The following is a 25,981-nucleotide window of genomic DNA, read 5'->3' as shown; positions in this document are numbered from 1 at the left end:
CCGTTGGTGTGGCCGCTAGCGGCGTGTCCGCCCGAGTGGGCGACGCCGTTGCCCGCATGTCCGTTGCCCGCGTGTCCGTTGCTCACGTGTCCGTTCCCCGTGTCTGCGTTGCCGTCGTTGCCGTCGTGTCCGTTGCCGCTGTGGCCGGCCGGCTCGCCCGGGGCGGCTTTCGCGGCCACCCCTTCGACCTGGTAGCCGTTTTCGAGTGCCTCCTGGTACGCCTGGCGGCGCGCCTGCGGCACGTGGTTCACGCCGTTCAAGTCGATCGTCATTCCCTTGGAAGGCGGCTGCTCGGCCACCGTCGCCTGGTACCGGTTGAAGCCGGCCAGCGGCAGGCCGAGGACGGCCAGACGCGCGGCGAGCTGCTTGAGAGCGAGGTCACCGTCGCGACCGGGCCCGGCGTCGGCCGAGAGCACGACGACGTCGGAGCGGTCGGCGAGGATCCCGCGGACCAGGCCGGTCAGGACCTTCTTCGGCCCGAACTCGACGAAGACCCGGAACCCGTCGCGGTACATCTGCTCCACCCGGGGCGCGAAGGCGACCGGGTTGGCGAGCTGCTGGACGAGGATCCGCGCGTTCTCGTCGGTGTTGGCGCCGTACCGGGCGCCGTCGGTGTTGGCGTAGACCTCGATGGCGGGCTCCGCGACGACCGTCGAGGCGACGGCCGCGCCGAACCTGTCCACCGCATGCGTGACGTACCGGGTGTGGAAGGCCGCCGCGACCGGCAGCGGGCGGGCCGTGACCCCGGCCGCCTCGCACGCCGCGACGAAGGCCGCGACCGCGTCACGACCGCCGCCGACCACCGTCTGGTCGGGTGCGTTGAGGTTGCACACCACGACGTCGGGGTGGCCTTCGAGCAGGCCCTTGACCGTCGGCACGTCGGCGGCGACGGCGGCCATCGTGCCCGGGTCGTCCCCGGTGGCCTCGTTCCGCTCGGCCATCGCCGCGCCGCGCGCCCGGGCCAGCCCGAACATCTGCTCGCGGCTCAGGCTGCCCGCCGCCCAGAGCGCGGTCACCTCGCCGAAGCTGTGACCGAGCGCGCCTTCGGCGGCGAAGCCGAGGCCGGTGAGGTAGGCGTACTGCCCGGCGGAGACGGCGCCGATGGCGGGCTGCGCGTAGTCGGTGCGCCGCAGGGCGTCCTCCTGCGCGCGGCGGGTGTCGTCGTCGAAGGCGGGCGGCGGGAAGACCACCCGGCCCAGCGGCTCGGCGCCGGCGAAGTGCGCCGCCGCCGCGTCGAACGCCTCCCGCACCGGCGGGACCGACATCGCGGCCTGCGCGGCCATGCCGACGTACTGGCTGCCCTGGCCGGCGAACAGTGCGCCCACCTTGCCGGGCACCGCCGCGGAACCGCGGTAGTACGCGCCGCCGGGAAGCTCGAAGGCGTCCGCGGACGGGTCCCCGGCGAGGCGCGCGCTGGCCTGCTCGCGCAGGCGGCCGAGCTCGGCGTCGTCGCGGGCGACCACGGCGAGGCGGGCGTGCCCGGCCGGGACCGGTGTGGACTCGTCCAGCCCGCGCGGGTTCGCCTCGACCTGCTCCAGCAGGGCCTTCGGGTCCTCGCCGTGCCACAGGTGCACGCGGGCCGTCCGGTGCAGCACCGTCAGGCCGGCGCCGGTCGGGTCGTGCTCCTCCAGCACGCAGTGGAAGTTCGTGCCGCCGAAGCCGAACGACGAGACCGCCGCCCGGCGGAGCGGACGCTCCGGCTCGGTGATCCACGGCCGCGTCTGGGTGTTCACGTAGAACGGCGAGGAGCCGAACTCCATCGCGCCGCGCGGGTTGGTCACGTTGATCGTCGGCGGCAGCAGCTTGTGGTGGAGCGCCAGGGACGACTTGATCATCCCGGCGGCTCCGGCCGCGGCCTTGGTGTGCCCGATCTGGCTCTTGACGCTGCCGAGGGCGATGTCCTGGTGCTTGGCGCCCGCCGCCGCGAACACCTCGCGCAGGGCGCTGACCTCGGTGAGGTCGCCGACCGGCGTGCCGGTGCCGTGGCACTCGACCAGCCCGATCGTCTCGGGGCCGAAACCGGCGTCCTCGTAGGCGCGGCGCAGGGCGACCATCTGCCCCTCCTTGCGGGGGGCGTAGATGCTCTTGTACCGGCCGTCGCTGGACGTGCCGATGCCGCGCAGCACCGCGTAGATCCGGTCCCCGTCGCGCTCGGCGTCCTCCAGGCGCTTCATCGCGAGCATGCCGATGCCCTCGCCGATGAGCGTGCCGTCGGCGGCCTCGTCGAAGGGCCGGATGTCCCCCACCTTGGAGAACGCCGGGGTCTTCGAGAAGCAGAGGTACATCAGGATCGTGTTCTCGGCGTCACAGCCGCCGGTGATCATCAGGTCGGCGCGGCCGGAGATGAGCTCCGACGCCGCCATGTGCACCGCGGCCAGCGAACTGGCGCACGCCGCGTCCAGGGTGCAGTTCGTGCCGCCCAGGTCGAAGCGGTTGGCGATGCGACCGGCCACGACGTTGCCGAGCATGCCGGGGAAGGAGTGCTCCTCCCAGGGGGCGAACGCCTTGACGAACTTGGCGGCGATCTCGTCGGCGTCCTTCTCGGTCAGGCCGCAGCTACGGACGACCTCCTTGAGCACCGGCGTCTGCAGGCGGGTGGCCAGCGGCTGGGTCAGCGAGTTGGCGCCGGTGATGCCGAGCATCACGCCGGTGCGCTCGGGCTTGTACCACTGCGAGCCGGGCGCGCCGGCGTCGGCCAGCGTCTGCTTGGCCACCACGAGGCTGAGCAACTGCAGCACGTCGGTGACCTCGAGGGTGTTCGGCGGCAGGCCGAACTCCAGTGGGTTGAACGGCACGGTGGGGACGAACCCGCCGCGCTTGGCGTACGTCTTGTCCGGCGCCTTGGGGTCGGGGTCGTAGTGGTCCTCGATGCGCCAGTGGGTCTCGGGCACGTCTTCGATGCAGTCGACTGCGTCGACCACGTTGCCCCAGAACTCGCTCAGGTCGCCGGAGCGCGGGAAGAGCGCCCCGAGCCCGACGATGGCGATCGGGGTGTCCCCCGTACGCCGGGCCTTGGTGTTCTCGCTGTCCATGACACGGTCCGTTCCGGTCGAAAGCGTCGCGTTGTCGGCGGCGGGCCGGGGGTCACCGGTGACCCGCGCCGGTCGGGCGCGGTCGCCCAGCAGTTCGAGCGCGGCCCCGGCGATCCGGTCCACCGCCTCGCGGTCTTGCAGCATCGTGTAGTGGTCGCCGGGGCACCCCAGCACCGTCAGGTCCTCGGCGAGCCCGCCCCAGCCGAGCGGATCGGGCACGTCCAGCAGGCCGCGCTCGGGCCGGACCAGGACGACCGGCACCGGCACCCGGCGCGGCTCGTAGGCCTGGGCCAGTCGGTTGTTGCGCACCAGCCCCTGTAGGTAGGTGTCGAGCACCTTCCGCAGGCCCGGCAGCGTCGTGTCCGGCCGCAGCGCCCCGGACTCCAGGGCGCTGTCGAGCACCGCCCGCAGCCCCTGCTCCCGGTCCTTCGGGATCGCCCCCACCGGGATCTCGACGCCCCTGCGGGCGCCCAGGTACATGGCGAACCACCGCAGCACCACGTCGTCGTCGAGGTCCGCGTCCAGGCGGGTGTACTCGGGCACCGGGGCGATGCTGTCCAGAGCCAGGAGCGCCGCCGGCCGCTCGGACTCCTCCAGCACCCCGGCGAGTTCGAGCGCCACCACGCCGCCGAAGGACCACCCCGCCAGGCACCACGGCCCGGCGAGCAGCCCCTGCCGGCGCAACTCGCCGGCCGCGTGCTCGGCCAGCGCCGTGATCGACGTGGCGGGCGCGTCCCCGCGCAGGGCCGCCTCGAAGTACCCCGGCACGTGCTCGAGGTTGACCACGTGCAGGGCCGCGCCGGGCGCCAGCGCGGACGCCAGGTCCGCGTAGACGGAGGCCGGAAGCGCGCCCGGGTGCACCAGGATCACCGGCGTCGCGTCCACGGGCGCGGACCCGACGCGGGTGACCGTCTGGGGTGGCTTTCTATCGCGCCGTCGCATCGCGCTGCTTCTCCACGATGTATCCGGCAAGCTCGTTGATGGTGGGGTGGTACCACAGCGCGGTCGTTTCAAGCTCGAAACCGAGCCAGTTCTCCAATTCACCGGAAAGTACGAGCGCCTCGGTGGAGTCGAGGTCGAACTCGTCGAAGTACTGGTCGGAGTCCACCTGGTCGGCCGTCACGCCGAGCCGGTGGGCGAGCTTTCCGACCAGCCATTCACGGACCTCGTTCTCGGTCAGTTCCGCGCCGGATCCGGCAGTCACCTGGTTAGTCATCGCATTCCTCGCTACGAACCGTTTCCGTACGTGTTGTGGAAAAGAGGGCCGGGACGGCCTATTCACCGGTCGGGCTGATCCCCGCCGTGCGCCGGACGGCATCGGCCGCCGCCGCGCCGGAATCGAAAGCCGATTCGTGGCTGCCGATGATGTCGATTCCCATCTTCCTGGAGTGGAAATAGGAGCCGGCGAACTTGATGCGCGAGTCGCCGTCGTTGACGGAACGGATGTCGCGCTGGAGGGCGCGCACCTCGGTCGTGAAAACGGGGTGGCGGTAGGCCATTTCCCGGATCACGGCGTCCTCGCGGACGGGCAGCGGGCAGTCCAGCGTGACGAAGTAGTCCTTCTCCGCCCGCAGGTGCTGCAGTTCGTTGAGGTAGTACACGACCCACGACTGCTGGGTCTCGCCCTCGCCGACGCGGCCGTAGTTCCAGCTGCGCCACCGCTCCCGGTCGGCGGGCATCACCGACGCGTCGGTGTGCAGGATCGCGCGGGTGCCGTGGTAGCGGATCACCTCGAGCCTCTGCTGGGAGGCGGTGGGCTCGGCGAGCATGCCCAGCGCGTCGTCGGCGTGGGTCGCCAGGACGACGTGGTCGAAGCGCTCAGGGCCGTCGGGACCGTACAGCACCACGTGGTCGCCGTCCTGCCTGACCTGCTTCACCGCGGCGTTGACCCGCACGTCCACCCCGGACCGGGCGAACCGCTCGGCCACCCGGCGGACGTAGGAGATGCTGCCCCCGGTGACCGTGCGCCAGGGGGCGGTCTGGCCGCCGAGTCCTTCGTGGCCGTGCGCGAAGAAGAAGGCGATGACCGTGCTGGCCGGCATCTCCCAGATCCGCTCGGCGGGCACCGACCAGGCGGCCGTGGAGATCAGCACCACGAAGCCGTACCGGAACGCGGTGCTGTAGCCGTTGCGGTCGAGGTACTCCCCGAGGGGAATGTCGGCGCGCCGCCGGACGAAGTCGCGCGGGGCCTCGGACATGAATCGCCGCGCCTCGCGCCACAGGCCCGTGAAATCGGCGTCATAGCGCCGGCGAATCTGCTCCTCTTCGAGCTCGAAATCCTCGGAGACGTAGCTGCGCCCCCGGTCGTGGTCGAAGAAGCTGAATCGCCCAGGATGATCCTGCGTCGGCACCCCGAGTTCACCGAAGAACGCGGTGAGCATGGGGTAGTGCGCCTCGTTGTACACGATGAAGGCCGTGTCCAGCCCGAGGGTCGTGTCGCCCTCCCGCACTTCGATCGTGTTGGCGTGGCCGCCCAGTCTGGAATCGGCCTCGAACAATGTCACGTGCGCGTCGTCGCGCAGGTGATACGCGGTCGACATCCCCGCTATCCCCGCACCGACGACCGCCACTCGAGGAGTCACCCGTGCCCTCCGTCTCCATCCGGTTGCGCTTCTCATGGATAAAGAGGGGCCGGCGGGCGGGCCGGATACAGGTTCCTGGAAAATTCTTCTGATTTGTTCGCGGAGCTTTGAAGATCGGCATCCCGGGGCCTCACGAAAAAGTGACCGGTCCACGGCGCGGACCGGTCACCTTCGCAGGTCATTCGGGAGACGAACTAAGTTTGGGGCGTGATCGCCGGGGCCGGCGAAGCGGGGAGAGGGTACGGCTGCCCGTCCGTGGAACCGGAACGGGCGCGAGTGGGGGCGTTCGGCCGACGTTACGAGGGGGTCACGCGACGAGGGCCGGTCGCTCCTGGACGCGGTCGCGGAGGCGACGCAGGATCCTGTTGCGGGTCGGGCCGATCGAGCCGCGGGGGATGCCCAGCGCGGCGCTGATCTCGTCGTAGCTCAACGCGGGCTCGTGCAGCAGCATGGCCAGCAGCGCCTGGTGGTGCTTGCTCAGACCGCGGAACGCTTCGAGCATGCGGGGGTCCTGCCACCGGTCGACGACGGTGTCCTCCACCGACACGGTGTCGTCGGGCCAGTCGTCGAACGGCGCGTAGTCGCCCACGGGCACGTGCCGGCGACTGCGCTCGATGAACTTGATCGCTTCTCTGCGGGTGATGGTCACCAGCCAGGACACGAACTTCGCCGGTTCGCGTAACCCTTCGATGTTCTCCACCACGCGCAGCCAGGTGAGCTGGCAGACGTCTTCGCAGTCCGCGCTTCGTAATCGAAACGATCGGGCCACGGACCACACGACGGGGGTGTACAGCTTGATGAGCTCGCTCCAAGCCCGCTGGTCGCCCGCGCGGCACGCCATCGTGAGCATCTCGCGCGGGCTCGGGCGGGCGGAGCGGTCCGCTTCCGCGCCGTTCACCTGAGCCGCATCCCCGTGCACGTCTGTCACTCGCCTGGTTTCCTGAACGGCCGCGTCCACTCGCCTGCCTCCTTCATGGAAACTATTACGATCGAAGGTAACATCCGTTGTGGCCAGATGCTTCCGCTAATGCGGGACGCTAGAGTTAACACCCGGTAACACTTGACGAGATGAACCGGACAGGGGTGCATCATTCGCTACGGTGCCCGATGGATCCGCGCGAACAACCGAGCCGTGGAGGGGTCGCGATGACTAGTTCGCCACGCCGTCAGAGGGTCCGCGACGCTACGCTGCGGGAACTGATCTCCGTGAGCCGCGAGATCCTGACAAGTCAGGGGCCCGACGCCCTGACCATCCGCGCGGTGGCGCGTGAGATGGGCATGACGCCACCGGGCATCTACCGCTACTTCGACAGCCATCGCAAGCTCATGGACGCGGTCATCATCGACACCCTCGAAGAGCTGACCGAGTACATCAACTCCGCGATCTCCCAGCTCGACAAGGCCGACACGGCGGGCCGGCTCATCATCGCCAGCCGCGCGCTGCGCCACTGGGCCGTCGAGCACGCCCAGGAGTTCCAGCTCGCCCTCGTCGTCTCCTCCCCCGAGGAGGAGGACGCGTCGGTGGGGGAGGCGCGGCGCCAGGTGGGCGGCCTCTTCGGGGACGTCTTCGTCGACGTCTGGCACGACTACGAGCTGTCCGCGTCCGTCCCGGGCATCTCCTCCGACACCGAGGCGCTGGCCGACCGTCTACTCGAACGCCTGCAGATCCCCCTGCCGTCCACCGAGGCCGCGGTCACCTTCACCCGCTGCTGGCTGAGGCTGTTCGGCATGGTGTGCGTCGAGTCGCTGGGCCTGACCCGCGCCATGGGCGACCACGGGGGCGCGCTCTTCGAGGCGGAACTCGCCGACCTCGCCCGCATGCTCGGTCTGCCAGAGTCCGCGCTGAACACCGGCCGCTGACGTGCCTCCACCCCCGCCGGGCGCAAGACTGGTCCCGGCCCACCGGTTCCATCCGGCGGGCACGACAGTGATCCATTCCCGCCTCGGCGGGGTATCACTGCTCCGGCTCGCCGGTTGGGTCCGGCGAGCGTGACCCCCGTCCCGGCCCGCCCGTTCGCCGACTTCCCGCGATCATGTCCCCCACAGGAGAGCCATGACCCCCCTGCAGCTCAGCCAGGAGACCCAGTACATCGCCGGTGCCATCCTGCTGACGATCGTGACCATAGAATTCGGAGGCTGGTTCCTCACCAGGATCGTCCGCGGTGAGGTGCCCATGACCCCCTTCCAGCAGGCCTTCGCCCGAGCCGGCCACGCCCACGCCGGGGTGCTGGTCATCCTCAGCCTGGTAGGCCTGCTCTTCGTCGACGCCACCGACCTCGGCGGCGTCGCCGTCTGGATCGCCCGCCTCGGCGTCCCCGTCGCCGCCATCCTCATGCCCGCCGGCTTCTTCCTGTCCTCCCTGGGCCGCGACGTCACCAAGCCCAACCGCCTGTTCGTCCTTTTATGGATCGGCGCCCTGTGCCTGGCCGCGGGCGTCCTGACCCTGGGCATCGGCCTCCTGACGAGCTGACGCCCACCCCCTCACACCGAAGGCCGCCCGCGATCCTCGTCGTGGGCGGCCAGCGAGGTGTAGCGCAGATGGGGGCGGCCATCGGGCGACAGGCTCACCGTCGCGCGGACACGGTAGACGCGTTCCATCCACTGTTCGGTCAGCACCTCGGCCGGAGGGCCGGAAGCGACCAGGCGCCCGGACTCCATCAAGAGCAGATGGTCGCAATACTGCGCCGCGAGGTTGAGATCGTGCAGCGAGGCGACGACGGTGGTAGGGGCATCGGCCAGCATCCGCAGCAGGTCGAGCTGGTGGTGGATGTCGAGGTGGTTGGTGGGCTCGTCCAGGAGCAGTTCGGTGGGCCGCTGGGCCAGGGCGCGGGCGATGTTGACACGTTGACGCTCCCCGCCGGACAGCGTCGACCATCGGCGCTCCCCCCATCCGGCCAGGCCGCACCGGGCCAGGGCCTTCTCGGCCTCCAGCACGTCGTGCGGACCGTCGTGGCTCACGCGGGCGAGCCCCGACCTGTGCGGGATGCGACCCAGCATCACGACGTCGGTGACGGTCATGTCGACGTCGGTGGAGGTCTCCTGCGCGACCACGGCCAGGCGGCGGGCGACCTCGCGCCGCGGTAGCGCACCGAGCCGGCGCCCGTCCAACAGCACCGTTCCCGCGCGCGGGTGGAGCAGCCCGGCCAGCAGGCGCAGCAGGGTCGACTTCCCGCTTCCATTGGGTCCCAGCAGCCCGGTGAGACGGCCCTGCGGTATCGAGAGCGTGATTCCGTCGATGATGGGCGTGCCGTTGGCGCTCCAGGTGAGGTCGTGGGCGTCCAGGCTCATCTCGCGGTGCTCCTTCGGCGCATGACGGCCGCGAAGGCGGGCACGCCGATCAGCGCGGTGAGCACGCCGACGGGTATCTCCCGAGGGGCGAACAGCGCCCGCGCGGCGGTGTCGGCCCACAGCAGGAAGATCGCCCCGTACAGGGCGCAGGCCGGAAGCAGCACGCGGTGGCGGGAGCCGACCACGAAGCGCACGGCGTGCGGCACGATCAAACCCACGAACCCGATGGCTCCGCTCGCGGCCACCAGAGCCGATGTGCACAGCGCGGCGGTGACCAGCAGCGTGAGCTGCGTCCTGACCGGGGAGACGCCCAGGGAGGCGGCGGCTTCGCGCCCGAAGGCGAAGGCGTCCAGGGCGGGGGCGGCGGCCCAGCAGAGGGCCAGGGCGATCCCGGCGGCCGCCGCGCACAGGGCGGCGCCGCTCCAGCTCGCCGAGGCGAGCGAGCCCAGCAGCCAGAACGTCACGCTCCGCGTGCTGTGCGCGTCGCCGGCCCAGATGACGATCAGGCTGGTCACCGCGCTGAAAAGTTGCGACACCGCGACCCCGGCCAGGACGACGCGGATGGAACTCGTCATCCCCGCGCCGGCCAACGCGAGAACGCAGCAGAAGGCCACGACGCTGCCGGCGAAGGCCCCCGTCGTCAGGGGGACGGCGGATCCGAGGCCGAGGATCAGGACCGCCACGGCCCCGGTAGAGGCGCCGGAGGAGATACCGAGCAGGTAGGGGTCGGCCAGCGGGTTGCGCGTCAACGCCTGGAGAACCGCCCCGCACACGGCGAGGCCGCCGCCGACCAGCGCCGCGAGCAACACGCGCGGCAGGCGCAACTCCCAGACGATCGCGTCCTGCAGCGGGGGGAGCGACGTCACCGGCAGGCTCAGGTGTGCCGCGACGCTCCGGAACACCTCACCGGTCGACAGGCCCGCCGCGCCGACGGTCACGGCGAACGCCACCGACAGCGGGAGGGCCACCAGGCCGGCGCCGCCCAGCCACACCGCGCCCGACCGCCTGCCGCGCCCGGCGGTGCCTGGCGCCGCCGGGCCGGGTTCTGTGGTTCGCAGGGGTGCGTGCGAGGTCATCGCCGGGCGAAGACGACGTAGTCATCCAGGTACTGCCAGACGGTGCCCACCTCCGTGAACCCGGCGGTCCGCAGGGCCGCGAGGTGGAACTCCAGCGGTGCGAGTGGCTGCGGCGGGCGGTCGGCGAAGCGCCGCTCGCGCTCGGGCAGCAGGGGGGAGAGCTCGGGGTGGCGGGCGGCCAGCTCCCACCACTGTTCCCAGGTGGCGGTGCCGCCGCCGAACGCCTCCCGCTGGACGGCGGTGTCGTGCTCGGCCGACAGCCGCCGCAGGACCGGCCGGTCCGCGTCGAAGCGCAGGTGGTCGGCGTTGAGCAGCACGGCCCCTGGCGGGAGCAGCCGCGCCAGCTCGGTGTAGACGGCCAGCAGTTGCCCGGGCGACAGCCAGTGCAGCGCCGTGGAGCTGAGCACGGCGTCGAAGGTCCACGCCGACAGGGCTGATGACCAGTCGGCGCTCGCCAGGTCGGCTTCGACCACGGTGGCGCGGTCGTCGTGCCGTGCGAGCACGGACCGGGCGATCCGCGCCAGGACCGGATCGTAGTCGGTGGCCACCGCTCGCGCGCCCGGGAAGCGGTGCAGCACCCGGTCGGCGATCGACCCGGGCCCGCAGGCCAGGTCGAGCACGGTGGGACCGGCCTGGCAGAGAAGGTCGAGCACGTCCAGCATGACCTGGAAGCGGCTCTCCCGGTGGGCCACGTAGGCGGCCTGCTGCAGCTCCCATTGGGAGAGCAGGTCCTCGAAGGTCGGCGGGGTGAGGGAAACGGTCATCGGGGTCTCCTGGGGACGGCGAGGGTGAGAGATGCCGGACGGGAGGTTTCCGCGGGGCGTCGGCCCGGATGCGTACGGCTCGGGTGTGTACGGCCCAGGTGCTACGGCCCGGGTGTGTACGGCTCGGGCGGGCGGCTCCGCCGAGGATCAGCGATAGAGGTCCTGCAGACCCTTGCTGACCTGCTCCACGGCGCTGACGCTTCTGATCGAGGGATCCATGGCCGAGCCGGGCACGACGATGAAGCGGTCGTTCTTGACGGCGGTGAGCTTGGAGGCCACGGGATCAGAACGCAGGAAGGCCTTCTTGGCCTCGGCGCTGTCGCCCTCGCCGCCACGGGTGAGGTCGGCGAGCACGATCACGTCGGGGTCGCGCCGGGCGATCGTCTCCCAGTCGCCTTCCGCCCATTGCTGGGTGATGTCGGAGAACGCGTTGCCGGCGCCGAGGAACGTGCTGATGGTGTCGGGGAGCCCTCCGCGACCGGCGATGGCGGGGGTCTTGGTGCCGGAGTAGTACCACATCAGTTTCACGTTCGTCCCGATGCGAGCCGCGGTCTTGGCCGTGTCCAGTCGTCGGCGCAGGTCGGCCACCACGTCGCGGCCCCGGCCCTCGACACCGAAGATCTTCGCGATGTCACCGATCTCGGCGAAGACGGCGTCGAACGACACCGAGGCCGGGATCAGCGCGTGGTCCTCACAGTCGTTAGAGGACAGGTAGGCCGGCACGCCGAGCTTGGCCAGGTCCTGACGCGTGCCGCCGGCGTCGGGGGCGTAGGCGGAGGCGCGCATCGAGTAGACGAAGTCGGGAGCGGCGGCCAACAGGGCCTCGCGGCCGGGATACTGGCCGGCCAGGACGGGGACCTTGTCGTAGTCGCCCTTGAGCTCGTCGAGCACCGGGTCCGTCCGATAGGCCGTGCCGGCCATCCGGTCCGCGAGGCCCAGCGTCAGCATGATCTCCGTCGCGCCCTGCTCCATGGAGACCGCCCGCCGCGGCGGTGAGGTGACGCGAAGAGGCAGGCCGCAGCTGGTCAGCTCCACAGCGGCGCGCGGGGAAGGGCTGGGGGTACCGCTGGAGGACGCGCCACCGGGGCCCGCACAGGCGGCAAGAGCCACGAGCAGGCATCCGGCCACCCCGATGGAAATGGTTTTCATATTCGCGAACTGTACAGGAAGGGAGTGGTGGTGCAAAAGCGACGAAAGCGTCACGTGGTGCACTTCACGCCGCACCCACCCACACGACGCGGTCGCCCTCGGGCGGCATCACCTGGCACGCGCCGCAGCGCACGGCCGACCGGCGGTCAGCGGGCGATCCACCCGGTGGCGACGACGGCCCCCACCGCCGTCCACAGGAGCACGGAGGCAACGGTGACGGCCCAGCGCAGCCGCGGACGTGGACCACGGGCCGTGGGTAGGTGCGGCCGGCGCAGCGCGCCGAGGACGACCGCGCCGGCGAACAGGGCGGCGGCCAGCGCCCACAACGGTGGCCAGAGGAGTTTCCAGGAACCAAAGGTCCAGGCGATGCTCAGCAGGACGACCGCGCGCCAGCTCATCGAGGCGACCTTGAGGCGGTCGGGCTCCGGGAGCAGTCGGCGCCCCCGCCGACGCGTGGCGACTTCGAGGGTCCGAGCCGCCCCGATCAGGCACAGAACGGTCAGCACCGCTGCCGGAAGCTCGGCGGTGAGCATCTGTGCCGGAGTCGGCCCGTCCTCGCCCAGCAGCCGCATGCCGATGTACTCCACGGACGCGGAGGTGTTCCCCAGCACGACGGCACCGCGTTGGTGTTCCGGGTCGAACCCGACGAAGCTGGAGAACCCTCCGGTGCTTCCGTCATGCCAGGTGACGCCGTCCGTGGTCCGCCACGCATAACCGATTCTGCCGCCGTCGGGCATGGCCCAGCGGGGCCGTGCGGCGTCCGCCCCCGGCGCGGTCCCCTTGATCGTGGCGGCGAGGAAACGGGCGAGGTCCGCGCCGGTGGTCCAACCACCCGCGCCGGTCGGGGCGTAGCCTTCACTGGACCAGGGCTCCGCCTCGTGCCCCGAGGTGATGTAGCCGCGGGCGGAGCCGTCCGGCACGTCGGCCGGCCGGGCGACCAGGACGGTGTCCCGCATACCCAGGGGGTCCAGGATCCGACGCTGCAGCAGATCGCGGTAGCTCGTACCGGCGTGAGCCGCGAGCGCCTGCCCGAGGATCGCGAAGCCCAGGTTGGAGTAGGCCACTTCACCCTTGCCTTCGGCCGTGGACCGCGTCGCGTCGTCGATGACGTCCTGCACGGTCTGGCCGCGATAGGGATTTCCGCCGAGCACGCTGGCGAGCAGGTTCACCGGCCCGCCGATCGATTCCGGGACACTCGGAATGCCCGAGCGCTGGCCGGCGAGTTCCTCCAGCGTCGTCGCGGCGACTTCGGGGTCCCGGAACGTCCGGCCGGGAAAGATGTCACGGAGCCGGGTCCTCGGGCTGAGCTCCTTCTTGGCCACCATGTCGGCAAGGATCATGGCGGTCATGGTCTTGGTGACCGAGCCGAACTCGAACCGGGTGCGGGAGTCGACGGGCCGGCCGCCCGAAACGCGGGTCGTGCCGAGGCCGGCCAGCCGGACGGTCCCGTGGTCGATCAGTGCGACGGACAGCCCCAGGTGGCCGGCGGAGGGCCAGGCCGCCTGCCGGACGGTCCGAACCAGTGCGGTGTCGCCGGTGCTCTCCTCGCCAAGCCGGATGCCATGCGGCATCAACAGAGTACTGAGCAGCAATGCCATCGCGATGACCGAGGCGGTCACCACTGCTCGGCTCCGCGGCAGTGGATGCGTGGGCATGGATGGTGTCGTCGTGGTCGTCGGCAAAAGGTCCACCTCCGGGCCTTGAAGGTAGGGACCTCCGGACCGGAGTCGAACCCTGTCGGCCACCGCGGATCGTGCGGCGGTCGACCGGAGGAGAACTGAGGACGGCCACGTGAACTGTGTGGATAACCTCATTGCCATGCCCGCCCGACGCGTTGCCATAATCCCGGGCGTGACCTGGAAACGCCCCCTTGCCGCGGTGATCGCCCTGATCGCCGTGGCCGGCACGGTGGTCGGCAGCGTGCTCGAGACGGGCGTTCCCGTCCCCCTGTCCCAATGGCTGTTCGCCATGGCCGGGTTGCCGCTGCCCGGCCTGGGGTGGCTGATAGCCAGTCGCCGGCCCGCCAATCCCTACGGCTGGCTGATGCTCGCGACCGCCGCCTGCTTCGGACTCGGCGGAGCGGGGGTGGGCTATCTGCTGTACGCCGCCCGAAACGGAGCCACCGGCCCGGAACTCGGCCTCGCCGTGGTGGCTTCGTCGCTGTTCGGTGCGTACTACGGGCTGGTCTGGATCTTCATCCCGCTGCTGTTTCCCGACGGCCGATTGCCGTCCCCGCGGTGGCGCCCGCTCGCCTGGGCCGGCGGCGCCTGTATCACCGTTCGCGCGGTCGGCATCGTGCTCACCCCGGGAAGCCTCGATTCGGACGTACCGCTGGCGAATCCGCTGGCACTGTCCGGCACCGCGGGCTCGGTGGCGCTGCGGTGGCCGCCATCGCCACGATCCTGACACCGGGTGTCGCGATCGGAGCGCTCGGCGGGCTGTTCGTACGATGGCGCCGGGGGACCCGGGCAGAGCGGCGACAGCTTCACTGGATGACCGCGGGAATCCTGGTCAACATCTTCGGGTTCGTTCTCATTCTGGCCATCGACGGCCGCCGTGTTCCGGCGCATCTGGACTGGCTCGTTGTCCTCTCCGTTCTCGGTGCGGTGCCGGCCGCGGTGGGGGTCGCGGTCGTGCGACACCACTTGCTCGACATCCGCGTGGTGATCCGCAGGTCGCTGGCCTACGGTCTGCTGTGGTCCGCGATAGCGCTGCTCTACTCGGGCGTGGCCACCGCGCTGGGCGTCGTCGTCGGCGAGCGGTTTCCGGTCACCGTGGCGGTGACCCTGTCCGTCCTGGTCACGCTGGTATTCCAGCCCGTACGTGCGTGGCTGGAGGCACTCGCGGACCGGCTCGTCTTCGGGTTCCGGCCCTCAGCGGCCGAACTGCTCATCGAGGTCAGTACGACGCTGGATTCATCGGCGGATTCATCGGCGGAGTCCGGCAGCCAGTTCGGGCACCTCGTCCATGTCGCCCGGTCCGCACTCGGGGCGGCCTGGGTCGCGGTCGAACTCGACGATGGCACGCGGGCCGAGGCCGGTACCGCGACCGACAGGCCGGCGATGAGGGTCCCGATCAGAAGTGAAGGGCGGACCGTGGGCCGTCTCTCCTGTGGTCCGAGGACCGACGGCACCATCACCGACCGGGACCGAGACCTGCTCACAGCCCTGGCCGCACAGGCCGGCCTCGCCCTGCGCAGTGCGCGTCTGGCCTCCCGGCTCGTCAACGCCCAGGAGACCGAGCGGCGCCGGATCGAGCGCAACATCCACGACGGCGTGCAGCAACAGCTCGTCGCACTGATCGCCGGACTGGAACTCGCCCGTGCGGTCGGCTGCCGTCCCGAAACCCTGGTGCGGCTGCGCGAGCAGGCCCGGGCCACGCTTGAGGACCTGCGAGAACTGGCCGCGGGAATCCACCCGACCGCACTGGCCCAGGGCGGCCTGGTCGAGGCGGTGCGGGAGAGGTGCAGTCGACTGCCCATCGATGTCGAGGTCGTCGTCGCCGACGGGCTGAGGCGGCGACGGTTTCCCGACGAGATAGAGAGCGCCGCGTACTTCACCATCGGCGAGGCTCTCGCCAACGTGCTGAAGCACGCCGACGCGTCCCGAGCCGAGGTACGACTGGCACAACGTGACGGCCGTCTGCTGCTCGACGTCTCCGACGACGGGTCGGGGTTCGACCCGCTCACCGTGCCCCGGCGCGGGCTCGGGCCGCTCGCGGACCGGCTCACCGCACTCGGAGGCAACCTGCAGGTGCACAGCGCTCCGAAGGAGGGAACCCGCGTGAATGCCTGGATACCGGTCGATGAGTGATCGGACGCGCGCCGTGGTCGCGGACGACCACTACCTGGTCAGGGAAGGTCTCCGGCAGCTGCTGGAGACGACCGGCGACATCAGTGTCGTGGCGGCGGTCGGAAATGCCGATGACCTGCTGGACGCGGTACGCCGGTTCGAGCCTGATGTGATCGTCACCGACATCCGTATGCCCGGCTCCGGACTCCGCTCCGGACTTGAGGGAGTCGACGCCGCCCACCGTATTCGGGCCGAACGCCCACACGCCGGTGTCGTGGTGCTCTCCCAGTACCGGGAGGCGCTGTTCGCCTTCGAGCTGTTCCGGCACGGCACCGATGGACTCGCCTACCTGCTCAAGGACCGGGTCGGGAACCTCGATGACCTGATGGGGGCGATCCGGGCGGTGATGGAGGGCAGTTCCGTGATCGACCCCAAGGTGGTCGACGGCCTGATCACGCGCCGGATCAACCGCAGCCGCCCGCAGCCCGACGGTCTCACCTCCCGGGAGCGGGATGTCCTTGGCGAGATGGCCCTGGGCAAGTCGAACGGAGCCATCGCCCGCTCACTGCATCTGTCGGTGTCGGCCGTCGAGAAGAACGTGAACGCGATATTCCATAAGCTGGGCCTGGAGAACGCCCAGGACACGCACCGCCGGGTCGCGGCCGTCGTGCGGTATCTCGGCGCGGAGCTGTAGCGACGACGCGCGTGGGCCGCGGCTGCCGGGGGTGGCCCGCTTCGGATCTTGAGCGGGCCGCGGCGGTCTTCGCCGGTGTGCGGCCGCGCCTGTCCGGGTCGCGTAAGGGGGCCGCTTCACGGCTCGCTGGGGCTTGAGGATCGCGGCCACGATTTCCCGTACGGACGCCGCCCGGCGACGGTCGCCATCGTGACGGCGACCAGCAGCACGCAGACCGTCGAGATCGCCGCGACCATGGCGGCGACGCCGGCCCAGGCCGTCGCGAGTGGCAGTGACAAGACGATGGCGACGCAGCCCAGAACGGCAGCGGGATGGAGGGTGGGCTCTGTGACGACGAGCGCGTGTACCGCCCAGAGCAGGGTGAGAAATACGCCGACCGGGATGGCGATCGCGTACCCGAGTGCCACCGGTGATGCCTCCACCGCGTGCCCGCTCTGCTCCACCGCCACCTCGAGCCCGGCGCCGAGGGCCGCGAGGGCCGCGAAGATGCCGTAGTGGCCGTATCCCCAGAGGAACGACCGATGACGGCGGTCACGGAGACCTTCCCCGGCCTGGACGAGGAAGTAGAGCCACCAAAGAGCGAACAGCAGGACGAGGCTGAACAAAGCGATGACGACGAAGGGACCACTGACCTCCCCCGATTCGAGCGCTCCTGCGACTCCTCTGCTCGCGGCCAGGACACTCTCGCCGAGCAGAATGATCGTGAACAGGCCGTAGCGCTCGGCGATGTGGTGCGGGTGCCAGTTGGTGGCCCTGACCCGTTCCGCCCACCATGGCACCGCGAGTTCCAAAGCGACCAGGCAGCCGAAGAGCGGCAGCACGGAGAACGAGGGCAGGGCGCCCGTCTCCGCGAGGAGGTAGCGAAGTATCCACCCCACCTGCACGACGGTGATGCCGGCGGCGTAGCGCAGCGCGGTGCGGCGGCTCGCCGGGTCTTCGAGACCGGCCCGCAGCCATTGGGCGACGAGCGCCATCCTCATGATGAGGTAGCCCAGCGTGACGACACCGAAGTCGGAGTGACCGGCTGCGGCGGGCACACCCGCGGCGAGGACCAGCACGCCGGCCATCTGCACCATGGTCAGCAGCCGATATGCGACGTCGTCGGTGTCGTAGGAAGAGGCGAACCACGTGAAGTTCATCCACGCCCACCAGATCGCGAAGAACACCTGGAGGAACGGGACCAGTCCGGTGAGGCCGTGGCCCTGGGCGATGGTGTGCGCGAGCTGGGCGGTGACGGCCGCGACCGCGACCACGAAGGTGAGGTCGAACAGGAGCTCGAGCTGGCTCGAGACGCGGTGAGGCTCGTCGATGGGGCGAGCGCTCATCCGGACTCGGATCCGAAGGCTCGTACCGGCTGGTGGCAAGGTCTCGCTCCTGTCGCTCCCGCGGCTGCTCCTGGTGAAAATACAGGCCGGCATTCCGATCTGTGACAAGGCGGGCGCCGCGATCTGCTGCTGATGCATCCTCGCGGCAGGTCAGCGGGCAGCGTTCAGAGCAGAGATCTTGATCGTTGTCGATGGCTTCATCGGCGGTCAGAAATTTTCCGGCAGCTGTCACAAGTCTGGAGGGCTGTCCTGTCTTAGCTGGCGACCGGTCGGCAACGGATGCCCCGGCGGACAGGAAGGGGAATCGTCGTGAAGATCGTGGTCATCGGTGGGACCGGCCTCATCGGGTCGAAGCTCGTGACGAAGCTGGGGGAGCACGGTCACGAGGCGGTCGCCGCGGCGCCGAGCACCGGAGTGAACACCCTCACCGGCGAAGGACTGGCCGAGGCGCTCGCGGGCGCGCAGGTGGTGGTCGACGTCTCGAACTCCCCGTCGTTCGAACGGGCCGCGGTACTGAACTTCTTCGAGACCTCCACCCGCAACCTGCTGGCGGCGGAGGCTGCGGCGGGCGTCGGCCACCACGTCGCGGTGTCGGTCGTGGGCACCGAGCGGATGCCGGAGAACGGCTACTTCGCGGCGAAGATCGCTCAGGAGACGCTGATCGAGAAGTCGCCGATCCCGTTCTCGCTCGTCCACGCGACGCAGTTCTTCGAGTTCGTCCGCGGCATCGCCGACGAGGCCACCGACGGCGACACGGTGCGGATCGCACCCGTGCGCTTCCAGCCCATGGCGGGCGACGACGTCGCCCAAGCGGTCGGCCGGGTCGCGGTGGGCTCGCCACTGAACGGCCGGATCGAGATCGGCGGGCCCGAGCAGTTCCGGATGGACGAGTTCTTCCGCGACGCCCTGGCCGCCTGGGGCGACCCGCGCGAGGTGGTCACCGACCCGCAGGCACGCTACTTCGGCAGCGTGCCGGGCGAGCGGACGCTGGTGCCCGGTGACGGCGCCACCCTCGGCGAGATCCGGTACCGCGACTGGCTCGACCGGACCGCCGCCGGAAAGTAGATCAACGAGAGGGAGTTCCATGCCCACGTCGAGATCGACCGCCTGGCAGACGGCGCTCACCATGCTGCAGGAGGCCGAGCCGGCCTTCATCCCGGAGGGTGCCCACGCGATGACAGTGGTCGTCGAGTACCCGCCCGGCGACCCCGGAGCGCCGCCGCAAACCACGAGCAAAGGAGGCACATCATGAGCGGACACAACGTCCTCACATGCCGCTGACCGCTCGACCGACCGTGTGTGGGAAGGTCGCACATCGGATTGAGCGCGCCCGGATGGACAGTGGCTTACTGTCGCTCAGCAGCAGGCGAGTCAGTCGTCGAACTCGAAACCGTCCGCCTCGGCGGCTGCCACGAGCCGCCGCATGAGGTCGGCGTCTGTCGCGATGGCCGCCATCCGGGTGCCCAGCTCCTCCAGGGCGCCGCGGTCCGTTCCGTACGCGCAGAACATGCCGCCTTCGGGATCGTACGAGAACCGGCCTTCCAGGGCAGGTGCCTCGGTGCTGACGAGCACCTGCGCGACGCCTTCCCAGAAATATCCGTTCGGCTCGTGACCGAGCTCCTCGATCACGTTGTCCACTTGCGTGGTTCCCGCGTCCAGCAACAGCGAGTACTTTCCCGGGGTCGACTCGATGAGCCTCAATGGATGCACCGGCGCATGCTGCCACTTTCGATCCCGAGCCGCAAGGCGGTCGTTCAGCCTGGAATTGCGACTCGCGGACCGTGCGCGGTTCCTCCTGAACCCACGCGAGCACGTACGATCTGGGCAGCGCGCCCTGCGACTAGGATGAACGACACGGGGGGTTGTACGGCTTGTCGGGGAGGTAGTGTTTCCACTGCTTACGGGTGATGGGGTCGCCGACTCCGTCGCAGAGGTCTTCGATTACGCGTTCCGGTTTGGTGTCCCAGATGTCGACACCCGCCGAGCCCCTGACGATGGCGAGGGAATCGGCGTCGCGGGTGAACCCGAGTGCGTAAAGCTGCCCGGACGAGTTGCCGGGCAAGTAGGAATGCAGCTTGGGGGATTTCGGATCGGTCAGGTCCCAGATTTCCGGGCGTGGGTTGGCACTCAGGTCTTGCCGCGCGATCAGGGCGAGACGGGCTCCGTCGGGGCTGAAGGCGATCGGGCTGTCGTAGATGCCAATGTTGACGCGGGACACCTCTTCTGTGAGCCGGTGCTTCTCGACGTGCCACAGTCTCAGGGTTCCGTCGCTGTAGTAGGCGGCGAGTAGCTTGCCATCCGGCCGGAACGCGACGTACACCGAACTGATTCCGCTCGGTACGCTCCGCCCCCATCGCTTCTCCGGGTGCGTCGGGTCCGTGAGGTCCCAGCCCTGCAACTGATCCCTGGCCTGGGGTTGGGGATCGTCGGGGTCGGCGAAGGGGGAATCGGTGAAGAGGAGAGTCTCGCCGTCCGGGGAGAAGTCGAGGTGCGTGGTCGTAACCCCGATCCGGGCGATCTGCCGTGGACGCTTGGGGTCCGCGATGTCGTAGATCCGTACGACCGGTGGTTTGCGGTTCCTGTCCTTCCAGCCGTTCATGTCGGACACCGCCATAACGGGCTTGGTGGGGCTGAAGGCGATCGCTTGCACACCGTTGTCCAACTCGTCGATGGTGGACAGCAGGGGTGCGTATTCGCGGGCCGTGCGCAGCCGCAGACCGACGTATTGCTCCTTCTTGCCCTTCTTGTCGACCTTTTTGCCCTCGTACACCTCCACATCGGCGAGGAGGCGCCCGTCGGGGCTGAGGGCGATGTCGGAGCCCGTGAACATGTCAGGGGAGCGCGTCACGGCCAGAACTACGAATGAATCCGGTGTATCCGTTATGTCAAGCAGATAGTTCACGCCCACCCCTTCGAGGGCGAGCAGTTGCTTCTTGCCCGCCAAGCGGTAGTCGAACTGACCTCCGGTTCCGGGCTTTGCCGGAATGAACGTCTCGGCCCCGAGCTGGGCGGAGTTGCTGAGGTACCAGACGCGAACGCCGCGGTCGGTGGCCTGCAACAGCCTCTGGGGATTGCTGGGGTCGAACAGGACCATGCCTGGCTCGTTTGTCGTTCCCCCGCCGCCCCCGGCCGACTCCCCGGCCAGAATCGCGCCGGGAATCAGGGTTTTCATGTAGATCCGGATGTGCCAACTGCCGCCGCAGGTCCCGACGACGTACTCGCGGACCGGGCTGAACGCCACGGAGTCCACGCCCTCGTAACACTGCATGAACGAGTAGTCGTCCGTCGAGCTCTTCGCCGCCGGCCCCATCCGCTGGGGATTGTCGGGCGCGTCCAGCTTCCACAGCCCGAGCCCATCCTTGTTCTTCCCGGCCACCGGTGCCGCGAGCTTCCTCCATGGGGATCGAAGGCCACCCGGTGCAGCGGCCTCGGGTTCACCGTTGTGTTGCGGTCGTACTTCGCCCCTTCGAGTACCGCGACCCGCTCGGGCCGCCCGGAGCCCGCCGCCTTCCACAGCTGGATCCGGCCGTCCACGCTCATACTGGCGAGCAGATCACGCTTGGGGGACACGGCCAGGGAGTCGACCCGCGCGGAATGCGCATTGAGGGTCGGCAGCGGCTTCGGTGCGGCCCGGTCGCCGATGTCCCAGACGCGTATCCCACCGATCCACAGGCCGCCGTACAAAATCTTGCCGTCCGTGCTGAGGGCGAGCGAGTGAACGGCCTCGTCCAATTGGGGCGCGGCGGTCTGCCGTGGGTGCGTGGGATCCGATATGTCCCACAGCCGCACCCACGCCGTCTTCGGCCGACGCTCGTCGTACGTGACCGCGGCGAGTGTCCGGCTGTCCCGGCTGACCGTGACCGGGCCGATCACGCCCACTCCCTTGATCCGCTCGGAACCGCCCTTAAAGCGCAACTCGATGGCATCGCCGACCGAAATCGCGAGGATCCGGCCGTCACCGCTGTAGGCGAGGTCGTGGGCCGGCTCCTCCCCGTTGATCACGCCCGGCGTGCGCCTGCTGTTGAGCAGCGCGCCGCGCCCCGCGTCCTTGTTCGTCCGGTACGAGATCAGGCTGAGCTGCTTGGCCAGGCCGGGCTGTTGGTCGCGGAGGCCCTCGGCCTCGGCGGCGAGGTACCGGGCCAGGTCGCGTTCGCCCGCCCGCTCGGCCCGCCGCTGGAAGATGACGGAACCGATCAGCCCGGACGTGGCGAGCACGAGCAGGGCAACGAGGGACGCCACCACGATCCGGACCCAGCGGGCTCTCCGGCGCTCCTGCTGCCAAGAGGCGTCTACGAACTCGGCGAGCACGGACTCGGGTTCGACCGCGCTCGCCGGTGACGACTCGGCACGTTCCCGAACAGCGGCCAGCCTGCTCCCCCGATACAACAACGACGACTCCCGCCCCGCCCGCTCCCACGCCCGGGCATCGGCGGCCAGTTGCTGTCGGGCACGTAGCCAGTCCCGGTCCGCATCGACCCACTCCGCCAGTCGCGGCCAGGCGCGCAACAGCGCCTCATGACTGATGCGGGCGGAATCGTGGTCCAACGTCAGCAGGCGGGCCCGCGTGAACCGGTCGATGGCCCGCTGTCCGGCCGAAGTGTCGGGCAGGCCGTGCAGAAGCGCGGAGCGGTCCACGGGCTGGGCCGTGTCGGCGGAGTCATCTCCTACGCGCACCAGCCGGGGCAGCATGAGCCGTACGGCTTCCCGGCCCTGCCGGTCGAGTCGGTCGTACGTGTCGTCGGCGGTGGTCTTGATCGCCTCCGCGATGCCGCCGGCGGCACGGTACTGGGCGACGGTGAGCCGCGATCCGACGCGTCGCAGCCAGGTCGCCCACAGGACATGGGACAGCAGCGGCAGCGCCCCCGCGGCCGGCTGCCGGTCGGCCGTCGCGCCGAACTCGTGCAGGATCACGTCGGCGAGGCCCTCGTCGAGGACCAGCCCCGCGGCGGCCGCCGGTCTCTCGATGGCGGCGTGGAGTTCGTCAGGGGTCATCGGCTCGACCAACAGCTGGGTGTCACGCAGAGCGGCGAGCAGTTCGGGGTGCGCGGCCGCCTGACCGTAGAAGTCCGCCCGGAGCGCGAGCACTACCAGCGCCCCCGGTCGGCCCCCGCCCGAGGGCCGGGCCAGGGCGGTGACCGCCCGCAGGAACGCAGTGCGTTCCGACGGGTCCGGGCACAGCGTGAACAGTTCCTCCAACTGGTCGACGAGGACGATCAGCCGCTTCTCCGGCCGGTCAGCCAGCAGCCGTTCGGCCAGCTCGGCCGTGCGATCAGGGTCCTCCCGCACCAGATCGACGGTCTCGGGGCTGGTGTCGAACCGAGCTGCCAGCCGTCGGAGCGGGCTTCTGTCGGGGGTGAGGCGCAGAGGGAGCCAGGAGGTGGTGCCGAGCAAGCCTCGCTCGCGCAGTCCGGCCGTGAGACCGGCATTGAGCAGGGAGGTCTTCCCCGAACCGGACGGGCCCACCAGGACCAGCGGGCCCGGCTCATCCGCCCCGGCCACCTCCGTCAGCGCGGCGAACACTCGCTCCGTCATGCCGTCGCGCCCGAAGAACACGTCAGCGTCGTCCACCCCGAAGGCGTCCAGGCCCAAATACGGGCAGCGGCCGGGCGCGGGCTCCGCTTCCTCTGGAGGCCCCGGTTGCGCGGGCACCGCCGGGTTCGGTGCGATGACGAGGTGCCCAGAGCGGTCCCCGGCCTGGCGCCGGGGCAGCGGCCCCTGCCGGTCACTCATCGCCCGGAAAACCCCGTCGAACACGGCATCCAGGGTCAGCGGCTGGAGCCCGCGTGGGTCGCCGTGCGTCAGCAGCTCGATGAGCGCGCCGGTGAACGCGGTGTGTGCGGCGTCAGGAGGCGCGAGGGCCAGCTGTTCCGCGGATCCCATGAGGTACATGCCGTGCGCGGGCGTCATGGTGAGCGCAGGCAGGGACTGGCTGCCCCTCAAGGCGGCCCGCCCGGAGAAGCAGCAGTCGAGTACGACGACGACGGACGACGCCCGGCTCGCCTCCAGTGCCTGCCGCAGCGAGGAGAACGACAGAGCCTGGTGCTCGGCCATCCCAGGGGTGAGGCGGTCGGTGCCGGTGGCCGCGAGGTACAGCTCTCCGTCCGGGCCGAGCAGACCGTGCCCGATGAAGTAGACCAGCAGCACGGTGTCCGCACGCTGCGCCTCCTCGGCGACGGCCCGTGCCATGGTCTGCGCGTCGACCGGGTCGAGCAGCGTGCGCAGGCGGTCGGGCCGCACCCCGCAGCGTTCGATCAAGGCCGTGCGCAGATCCTGGCAGGAGGTGGCGACTGCGGGCACCGACGGCAGCAGGGGGCCCTCGTGCGTGGCGGTCGCGATCAGCAGGACCCGTACGCCCGCGCCGGACAGGTCCGTCATGGCAGCTCGCGACGCTCGGGCTCGTCCCTGTCCCCTTGTTGCCGACTCAACAGGTCGGCGACTTCGGTCACTTGCTGCTGCAGAGCGCCGGTGTCGAGACCGGAAACGCGCTTCGCGGTCAGCTCCAGCGAACTGCGGTCCGGGAGCGTCACCTTGATGTGCACATCACCACGGCGGGTGCGCAGCCAGGCGATGAGACCGGTGGCGAACGCGGTCGCCGCACCGGCCGGGCCGAGTGCGACCGACAGTGCGTCCAGCACCGGACCCAGCGTGCCGATCTCCGGCGACCGCTCCACACCGTCGACCCGCCCCCGTAACTCCTGAGAATCGACCAACCAGTCCCGCAGAGAACGGAGTTGGTCCCCTCCATCGGGGCCTTCCGCGATCACCGCAACGTCCATGGCTACCCCGTTCTCACCGCATGAGATACGCGGCTGTCAACGCGACCCGTCAATTGCTGTACCCGAGGCTAGCGATGTTCGCCGCTGCGAAAAAGGCCACACCCGGACGGGCGTTCCTGGCCCGGATTGCGTGATGGGGCGAACGCCCGTTTCATGACATGGTGGTTCGACGTCCGCGCGGAGTTGGTAGCGGCGACGGACCGAGCGGGTGGCCGATCTGCCGCCGGGTACCGCGTCACCCGCTCCTCGCCGGTGTTCCACAGTCGCCGCCGCATGGTGAGCCGGTAGGAACAGCCGTCGTAGTGGAGCCGGGCGGCGTCGTGTTCGACGACGAGCGCGGAACCGACTGCGCGCGGTCGGGGTGCCGTCGGCCGGGCAGAGGCGTGCTGGCTGCAGATCGCGCGCGGCCTCACGCCGCACGGGTTGCGGCACACCCACAAGACGATGACGGACGAGTTCGGCGCGCCGCCGAAGCTCAAGGACGAGCGGATGGGGCACGAGGACGGATCCGTCCAGGCCCGCTACTCCCACGTCACCGCCGAGATGCGCCGCACGTTGATGGACGACCTCACCGGGGTGTGGGAGGCGTCACTCGCTGCCCGCCGGGAGATGTCGCCAGGCTCGCCCGTGAAACCGAGGTATGACACGAATGGAACACTCACAACCGCAGCGGGCCGCCGCTGCCAGCGCATCGGCACGGATCGACAAGCCATGCCTTCACCGCGATGGCGGTGGAGCCGGTGATCGGCTGGGCCACGAGCGTGGCGGTGCGGCCGTCCGTGAGGGCCATCCTCACCACTGCCGCCCGGCCCTGTGCGACCAGCCGCACGGCGGCGTCCTCCAGGGCGAGCCGATCACGGCGGCACAGGTCCAGGGGTGTGGAACCCGTCGCGGCGCCTCCATCCGGCGCCCGGAGGAACTCCTCCATCAAGGCCCGCTCGTGTTCGGCCGCCATCTCGAACAATCGCCGCTCGACGGCGGCGGCCGATCGCCGGGCCAGGACCATCATCTCCGCGTTGGCCGTGTCGTTCGGCCCGACGACGCTGATGACCCCGTTCACCCGCCCGCTGAGCGGGTGGCGTATCGGGGCGGCCGCGCAGGTGAGGCCGCGCAGTTCCTCCGCGAAGTGCTCATTGCCGGTGACCTGGCAGATCCGCCGTTCCACCAGCGCCGAGCCGAAGGCGTTGGTGCCCATGTCCGCCTCGGCGTAACGGAACCCGGGCGCGGCGCCGACCGCGTCCAGAGTCCGGCACAGCGCCGGTTCGCCCTCGTTGCGCAGGAACATGACCCCACTCGCATCGCCCAGGAACATGCTCACCGGGGTACCCGAGACGACGGTACGCAGCCGCTCGAACACCGGCCGGGCCGCGCGCACCACTCCGCAGTCGAAATCAAGATCACCGAGCAGGCGCGGCTGCACAGTGCCGGGCGTGAGTCCCGCCTCCTGGCACCGCCGCCACGAATGCAAGATCGCCGCGCGTACGCCATTCCCCGTGGGCTTCCC

Annotated in this window: 22 protein-coding genes; 7 read left to right on the top strand and 15 right to left on the bottom strand. The window is 70.2% G+C overall.

Annotation, left to right across the window (positions count from 1 at the left end):
* The 4 genes from AB0H21_RS19465 to AB0H21_RS19450 form a co-directional block, all read right to left on the bottom strand.
* Positions 1–3,974, bottom strand: a 3,974-nt coding sequence (locus tag AB0H21_RS19465) for a beta-ketoacyl synthase N-terminal-like domain-containing protein (RefSeq protein WP_358518117.1), incomplete at its 3' end; no start/stop codon positions are given.
* Complete coding sequence (locus AB0H21_RS19460) at positions 3,958–4,248, bottom strand: acyl carrier protein (RefSeq protein WP_358518115.1); 291 nt, start codon at positions 4,246–4,248, stop codon at positions 3,958–3,960. The genes AB0H21_RS19460 and AB0H21_RS19465, both read right to left, overlap by 17 nt.
* A gap of 58 nt (positions 4,249–4,306) precedes the next feature.
* The gene (locus AB0H21_RS19455; RefSeq protein WP_358518113.1) at positions 4,307–5,650 is read right to left on the bottom strand and encodes an FAD-dependent oxidoreductase; all 1,344 of its coding nucleotides are present in this window, start codon (positions 5,648–5,650) and stop codon (positions 4,307–4,309) included.
* A gap of 271 nt (positions 5,651–5,921) precedes the next feature.
* Positions 5,922–6,542: a sigma-70 family RNA polymerase sigma factor gene (locus AB0H21_RS19450; RefSeq protein ID WP_358518110.1), complete on the bottom strand. Its 621-nt coding sequence runs from the start codon at positions 6,540–6,542 to the stop codon at positions 5,922–5,924.
* 218 nt (positions 6,543–6,760) lie between these two features.
* On the opposite strand from AB0H21_RS19450, the gene AB0H21_RS19445 reads away from it, so the two are divergent.
* Positions 6,761–7,474, top strand: a complete 714-nt coding sequence (locus AB0H21_RS19445) for a TetR/AcrR family transcriptional regulator (protein ID WP_358518107.1) — start codon at positions 6,761–6,763, stop codon at positions 7,472–7,474.
* Positions 7,475–7,667: 193 nt separating this feature from the next.
* A complete protein-coding gene (locus tag AB0H21_RS19440; RefSeq protein ID WP_358518104.1) occupies positions 7,668–8,084 on the top strand; it encodes a hypothetical protein in 417 nt (138 codons plus the stop codon).
* 11 nt (positions 8,085–8,095) lie between these two features.
* Here the strand turns inward: AB0H21_RS19440 and AB0H21_RS19435 are convergent, their stop codons facing one another.
* The 5 genes from AB0H21_RS19435 to AB0H21_RS19415 all read right to left on the bottom strand — a co-directional run bounded on the left by AB0H21_RS19435 (position 8,096) and on the right by AB0H21_RS19415 (position 13,546).
* On the bottom strand, positions 8,096–8,902 hold the full coding sequence (locus AB0H21_RS19435) for an ABC transporter ATP-binding protein (RefSeq protein ID WP_358518101.1): 807 nt from the start codon (positions 8,900–8,902) through the stop codon (positions 8,096–8,098).
* Complete coding sequence (locus AB0H21_RS19430) at positions 8,899–9,978, bottom strand: iron chelate uptake ABC transporter family permease subunit (RefSeq protein ID WP_358518098.1); 1,080 nt, start codon at positions 9,976–9,978, stop codon at positions 8,899–8,901. Before AB0H21_RS19430 ends, AB0H21_RS19435 begins: the two co-directional genes overlap by 4 nt.
* Positions 9,975–10,742 carry a class I SAM-dependent methyltransferase gene (locus AB0H21_RS19425; RefSeq protein ID WP_358518096.1) on the bottom strand — a complete coding sequence of 256 codons (768 nt, stop codon included), beginning with the start codon at positions 10,740–10,742 and terminating at the stop codon, positions 9,975–9,977. The genes AB0H21_RS19430 and AB0H21_RS19425 overlap by 4 nt, the downstream gene beginning before the upstream one ends.
* 147 nt (positions 10,743–10,889) lie before the next feature.
* Complete coding sequence (locus AB0H21_RS19420) at positions 10,890–11,891, bottom strand: ABC transporter substrate-binding protein (protein WP_358518093.1); 1,002 nt, start codon at positions 11,889–11,891, stop codon at positions 10,890–10,892.
* Positions 11,892–12,037: 146 nt separating this feature from the next.
* Complete coding sequence (locus AB0H21_RS19415) at positions 12,038–13,546, bottom strand: serine hydrolase domain-containing protein (protein WP_358518090.1); 1,509 nt, start codon at positions 13,544–13,546, stop codon at positions 12,038–12,040.
* A gap of 196 nt (positions 13,547–13,742) precedes the next feature.
* On the opposite strand from AB0H21_RS19415, the gene AB0H21_RS19410 reads away from it, so the two are divergent.
* From AB0H21_RS19410 to AB0H21_RS19400, 3 genes are all read left to right on the top strand, one after another.
* Positions 13,743–14,297 carry a hypothetical protein gene (locus AB0H21_RS19410; RefSeq protein WP_358518087.1) on the top strand — a complete coding sequence of 185 codons (555 nt, stop codon included), beginning with the start codon at positions 13,743–13,745 and terminating at the stop codon, positions 14,295–14,297.
* Positions 14,298–14,383: 86 nt separating this feature from the next.
* Positions 14,384–15,703, top strand: coding sequence for an ATP-binding protein (locus tag AB0H21_RS19405; RefSeq protein WP_358518085.1), 1,320 nt, complete (start codon positions 14,384–14,386; stop codon positions 15,701–15,703).
* Complete coding sequence (locus AB0H21_RS19400) at positions 15,696–16,376, top strand: response regulator transcription factor (protein ID WP_358518082.1); 681 nt, start codon at positions 15,696–15,698, stop codon at positions 16,374–16,376. Before AB0H21_RS19405 ends, AB0H21_RS19400 begins: the two co-directional genes overlap by 8 nt.
* Before the next feature lie 116 nt (positions 16,377–16,492).
* Here the strand turns inward: AB0H21_RS19400 and AB0H21_RS19395 are convergent, their stop codons facing one another.
* Complete coding sequence (locus AB0H21_RS19395; RefSeq protein ID WP_358518079.1) at positions 16,493–17,701, bottom strand: low temperature requirement protein A; 1,209 nt, start codon at positions 17,699–17,701, stop codon at positions 16,493–16,495.
* A 309-nt stretch (positions 17,702–18,010) separates the two neighbouring features.
* Between AB0H21_RS19395 and AB0H21_RS19390 the strand changes: the two genes are divergently transcribed.
* Together AB0H21_RS19390 and AB0H21_RS19385 are read left to right on the top strand one after the other, a co-directional pair.
* Positions 18,011–18,766 (top strand): SDR family oxidoreductase, encoded by a 756-nt coding sequence (locus tag AB0H21_RS19390; protein WP_358518077.1) that lies wholly within the window; start codon positions 18,011–18,013, stop codon positions 18,764–18,766.
* Between the two features lie 19 nt (positions 18,767–18,785).
* Positions 18,786–18,953 (top strand): hypothetical protein, encoded by a 168-nt coding sequence (locus AB0H21_RS19385; RefSeq protein ID WP_358518074.1) that lies wholly within the window; start codon positions 18,786–18,788, stop codon positions 18,951–18,953.
* Positions 18,954–19,072: 119 nt separating this feature from the next.
* Here AB0H21_RS19385 and AB0H21_RS19380 read toward each other — a convergent pair whose 3' ends face one another.
* The 5 genes from AB0H21_RS19380 to AB0H21_RS19360 all read right to left on the bottom strand — a co-directional run.
* Positions 19,073–19,411 (bottom strand): immunity 51 family protein, encoded by a 339-nt coding sequence (locus AB0H21_RS19380; protein ID WP_358518071.1) that lies wholly within the window; start codon positions 19,409–19,411, stop codon positions 19,073–19,075.
* Positions 19,412–19,541: 130 nt separating this feature from the next.
* Positions 19,542–20,942: a WD40 repeat domain-containing protein gene (locus tag AB0H21_RS19375; RefSeq protein WP_358518068.1), complete on the bottom strand. Its 1,401-nt coding sequence runs from the start codon at positions 20,940–20,942 to the stop codon at positions 19,542–19,544.
* Entirely contained in the window at positions 20,870–24,076 is a 3,207-nt protein-coding gene (locus AB0H21_RS19370) for an AAA family ATPase (protein WP_358518066.1), read from the bottom strand. The genes AB0H21_RS19375 and AB0H21_RS19370 overlap by 73 nt, the downstream gene beginning before the upstream one ends.
* On the bottom strand, positions 24,073–24,477 hold the full coding sequence (locus AB0H21_RS19365; RefSeq protein WP_358518064.1) for a hypothetical protein: 405 nt from the start codon (positions 24,475–24,477) through the stop codon (positions 24,073–24,075). The genes AB0H21_RS19370 and AB0H21_RS19365 overlap by 4 nt, the downstream gene beginning before the upstream one ends.
* Before the next feature lie 658 nt (positions 24,478–25,135).
* On the bottom strand, positions 25,136–25,981 hold an 846-nt coding region (locus AB0H21_RS19360; RefSeq protein ID WP_358518062.1), incomplete at its 5' end, for a GAF domain-containing protein.

The sequence above is a fragment of the Sphaerisporangium sp. NPDC051011 genome (assembly GCF_040653595.1).
Lineage (GTDB): Bacteria > Actinomycetota > Actinomycetes > Streptosporangiales > Streptosporangiaceae > Sphaerisporangium.
This window is presented reverse-complemented; position numbering and strand designations above follow the sequence as displayed.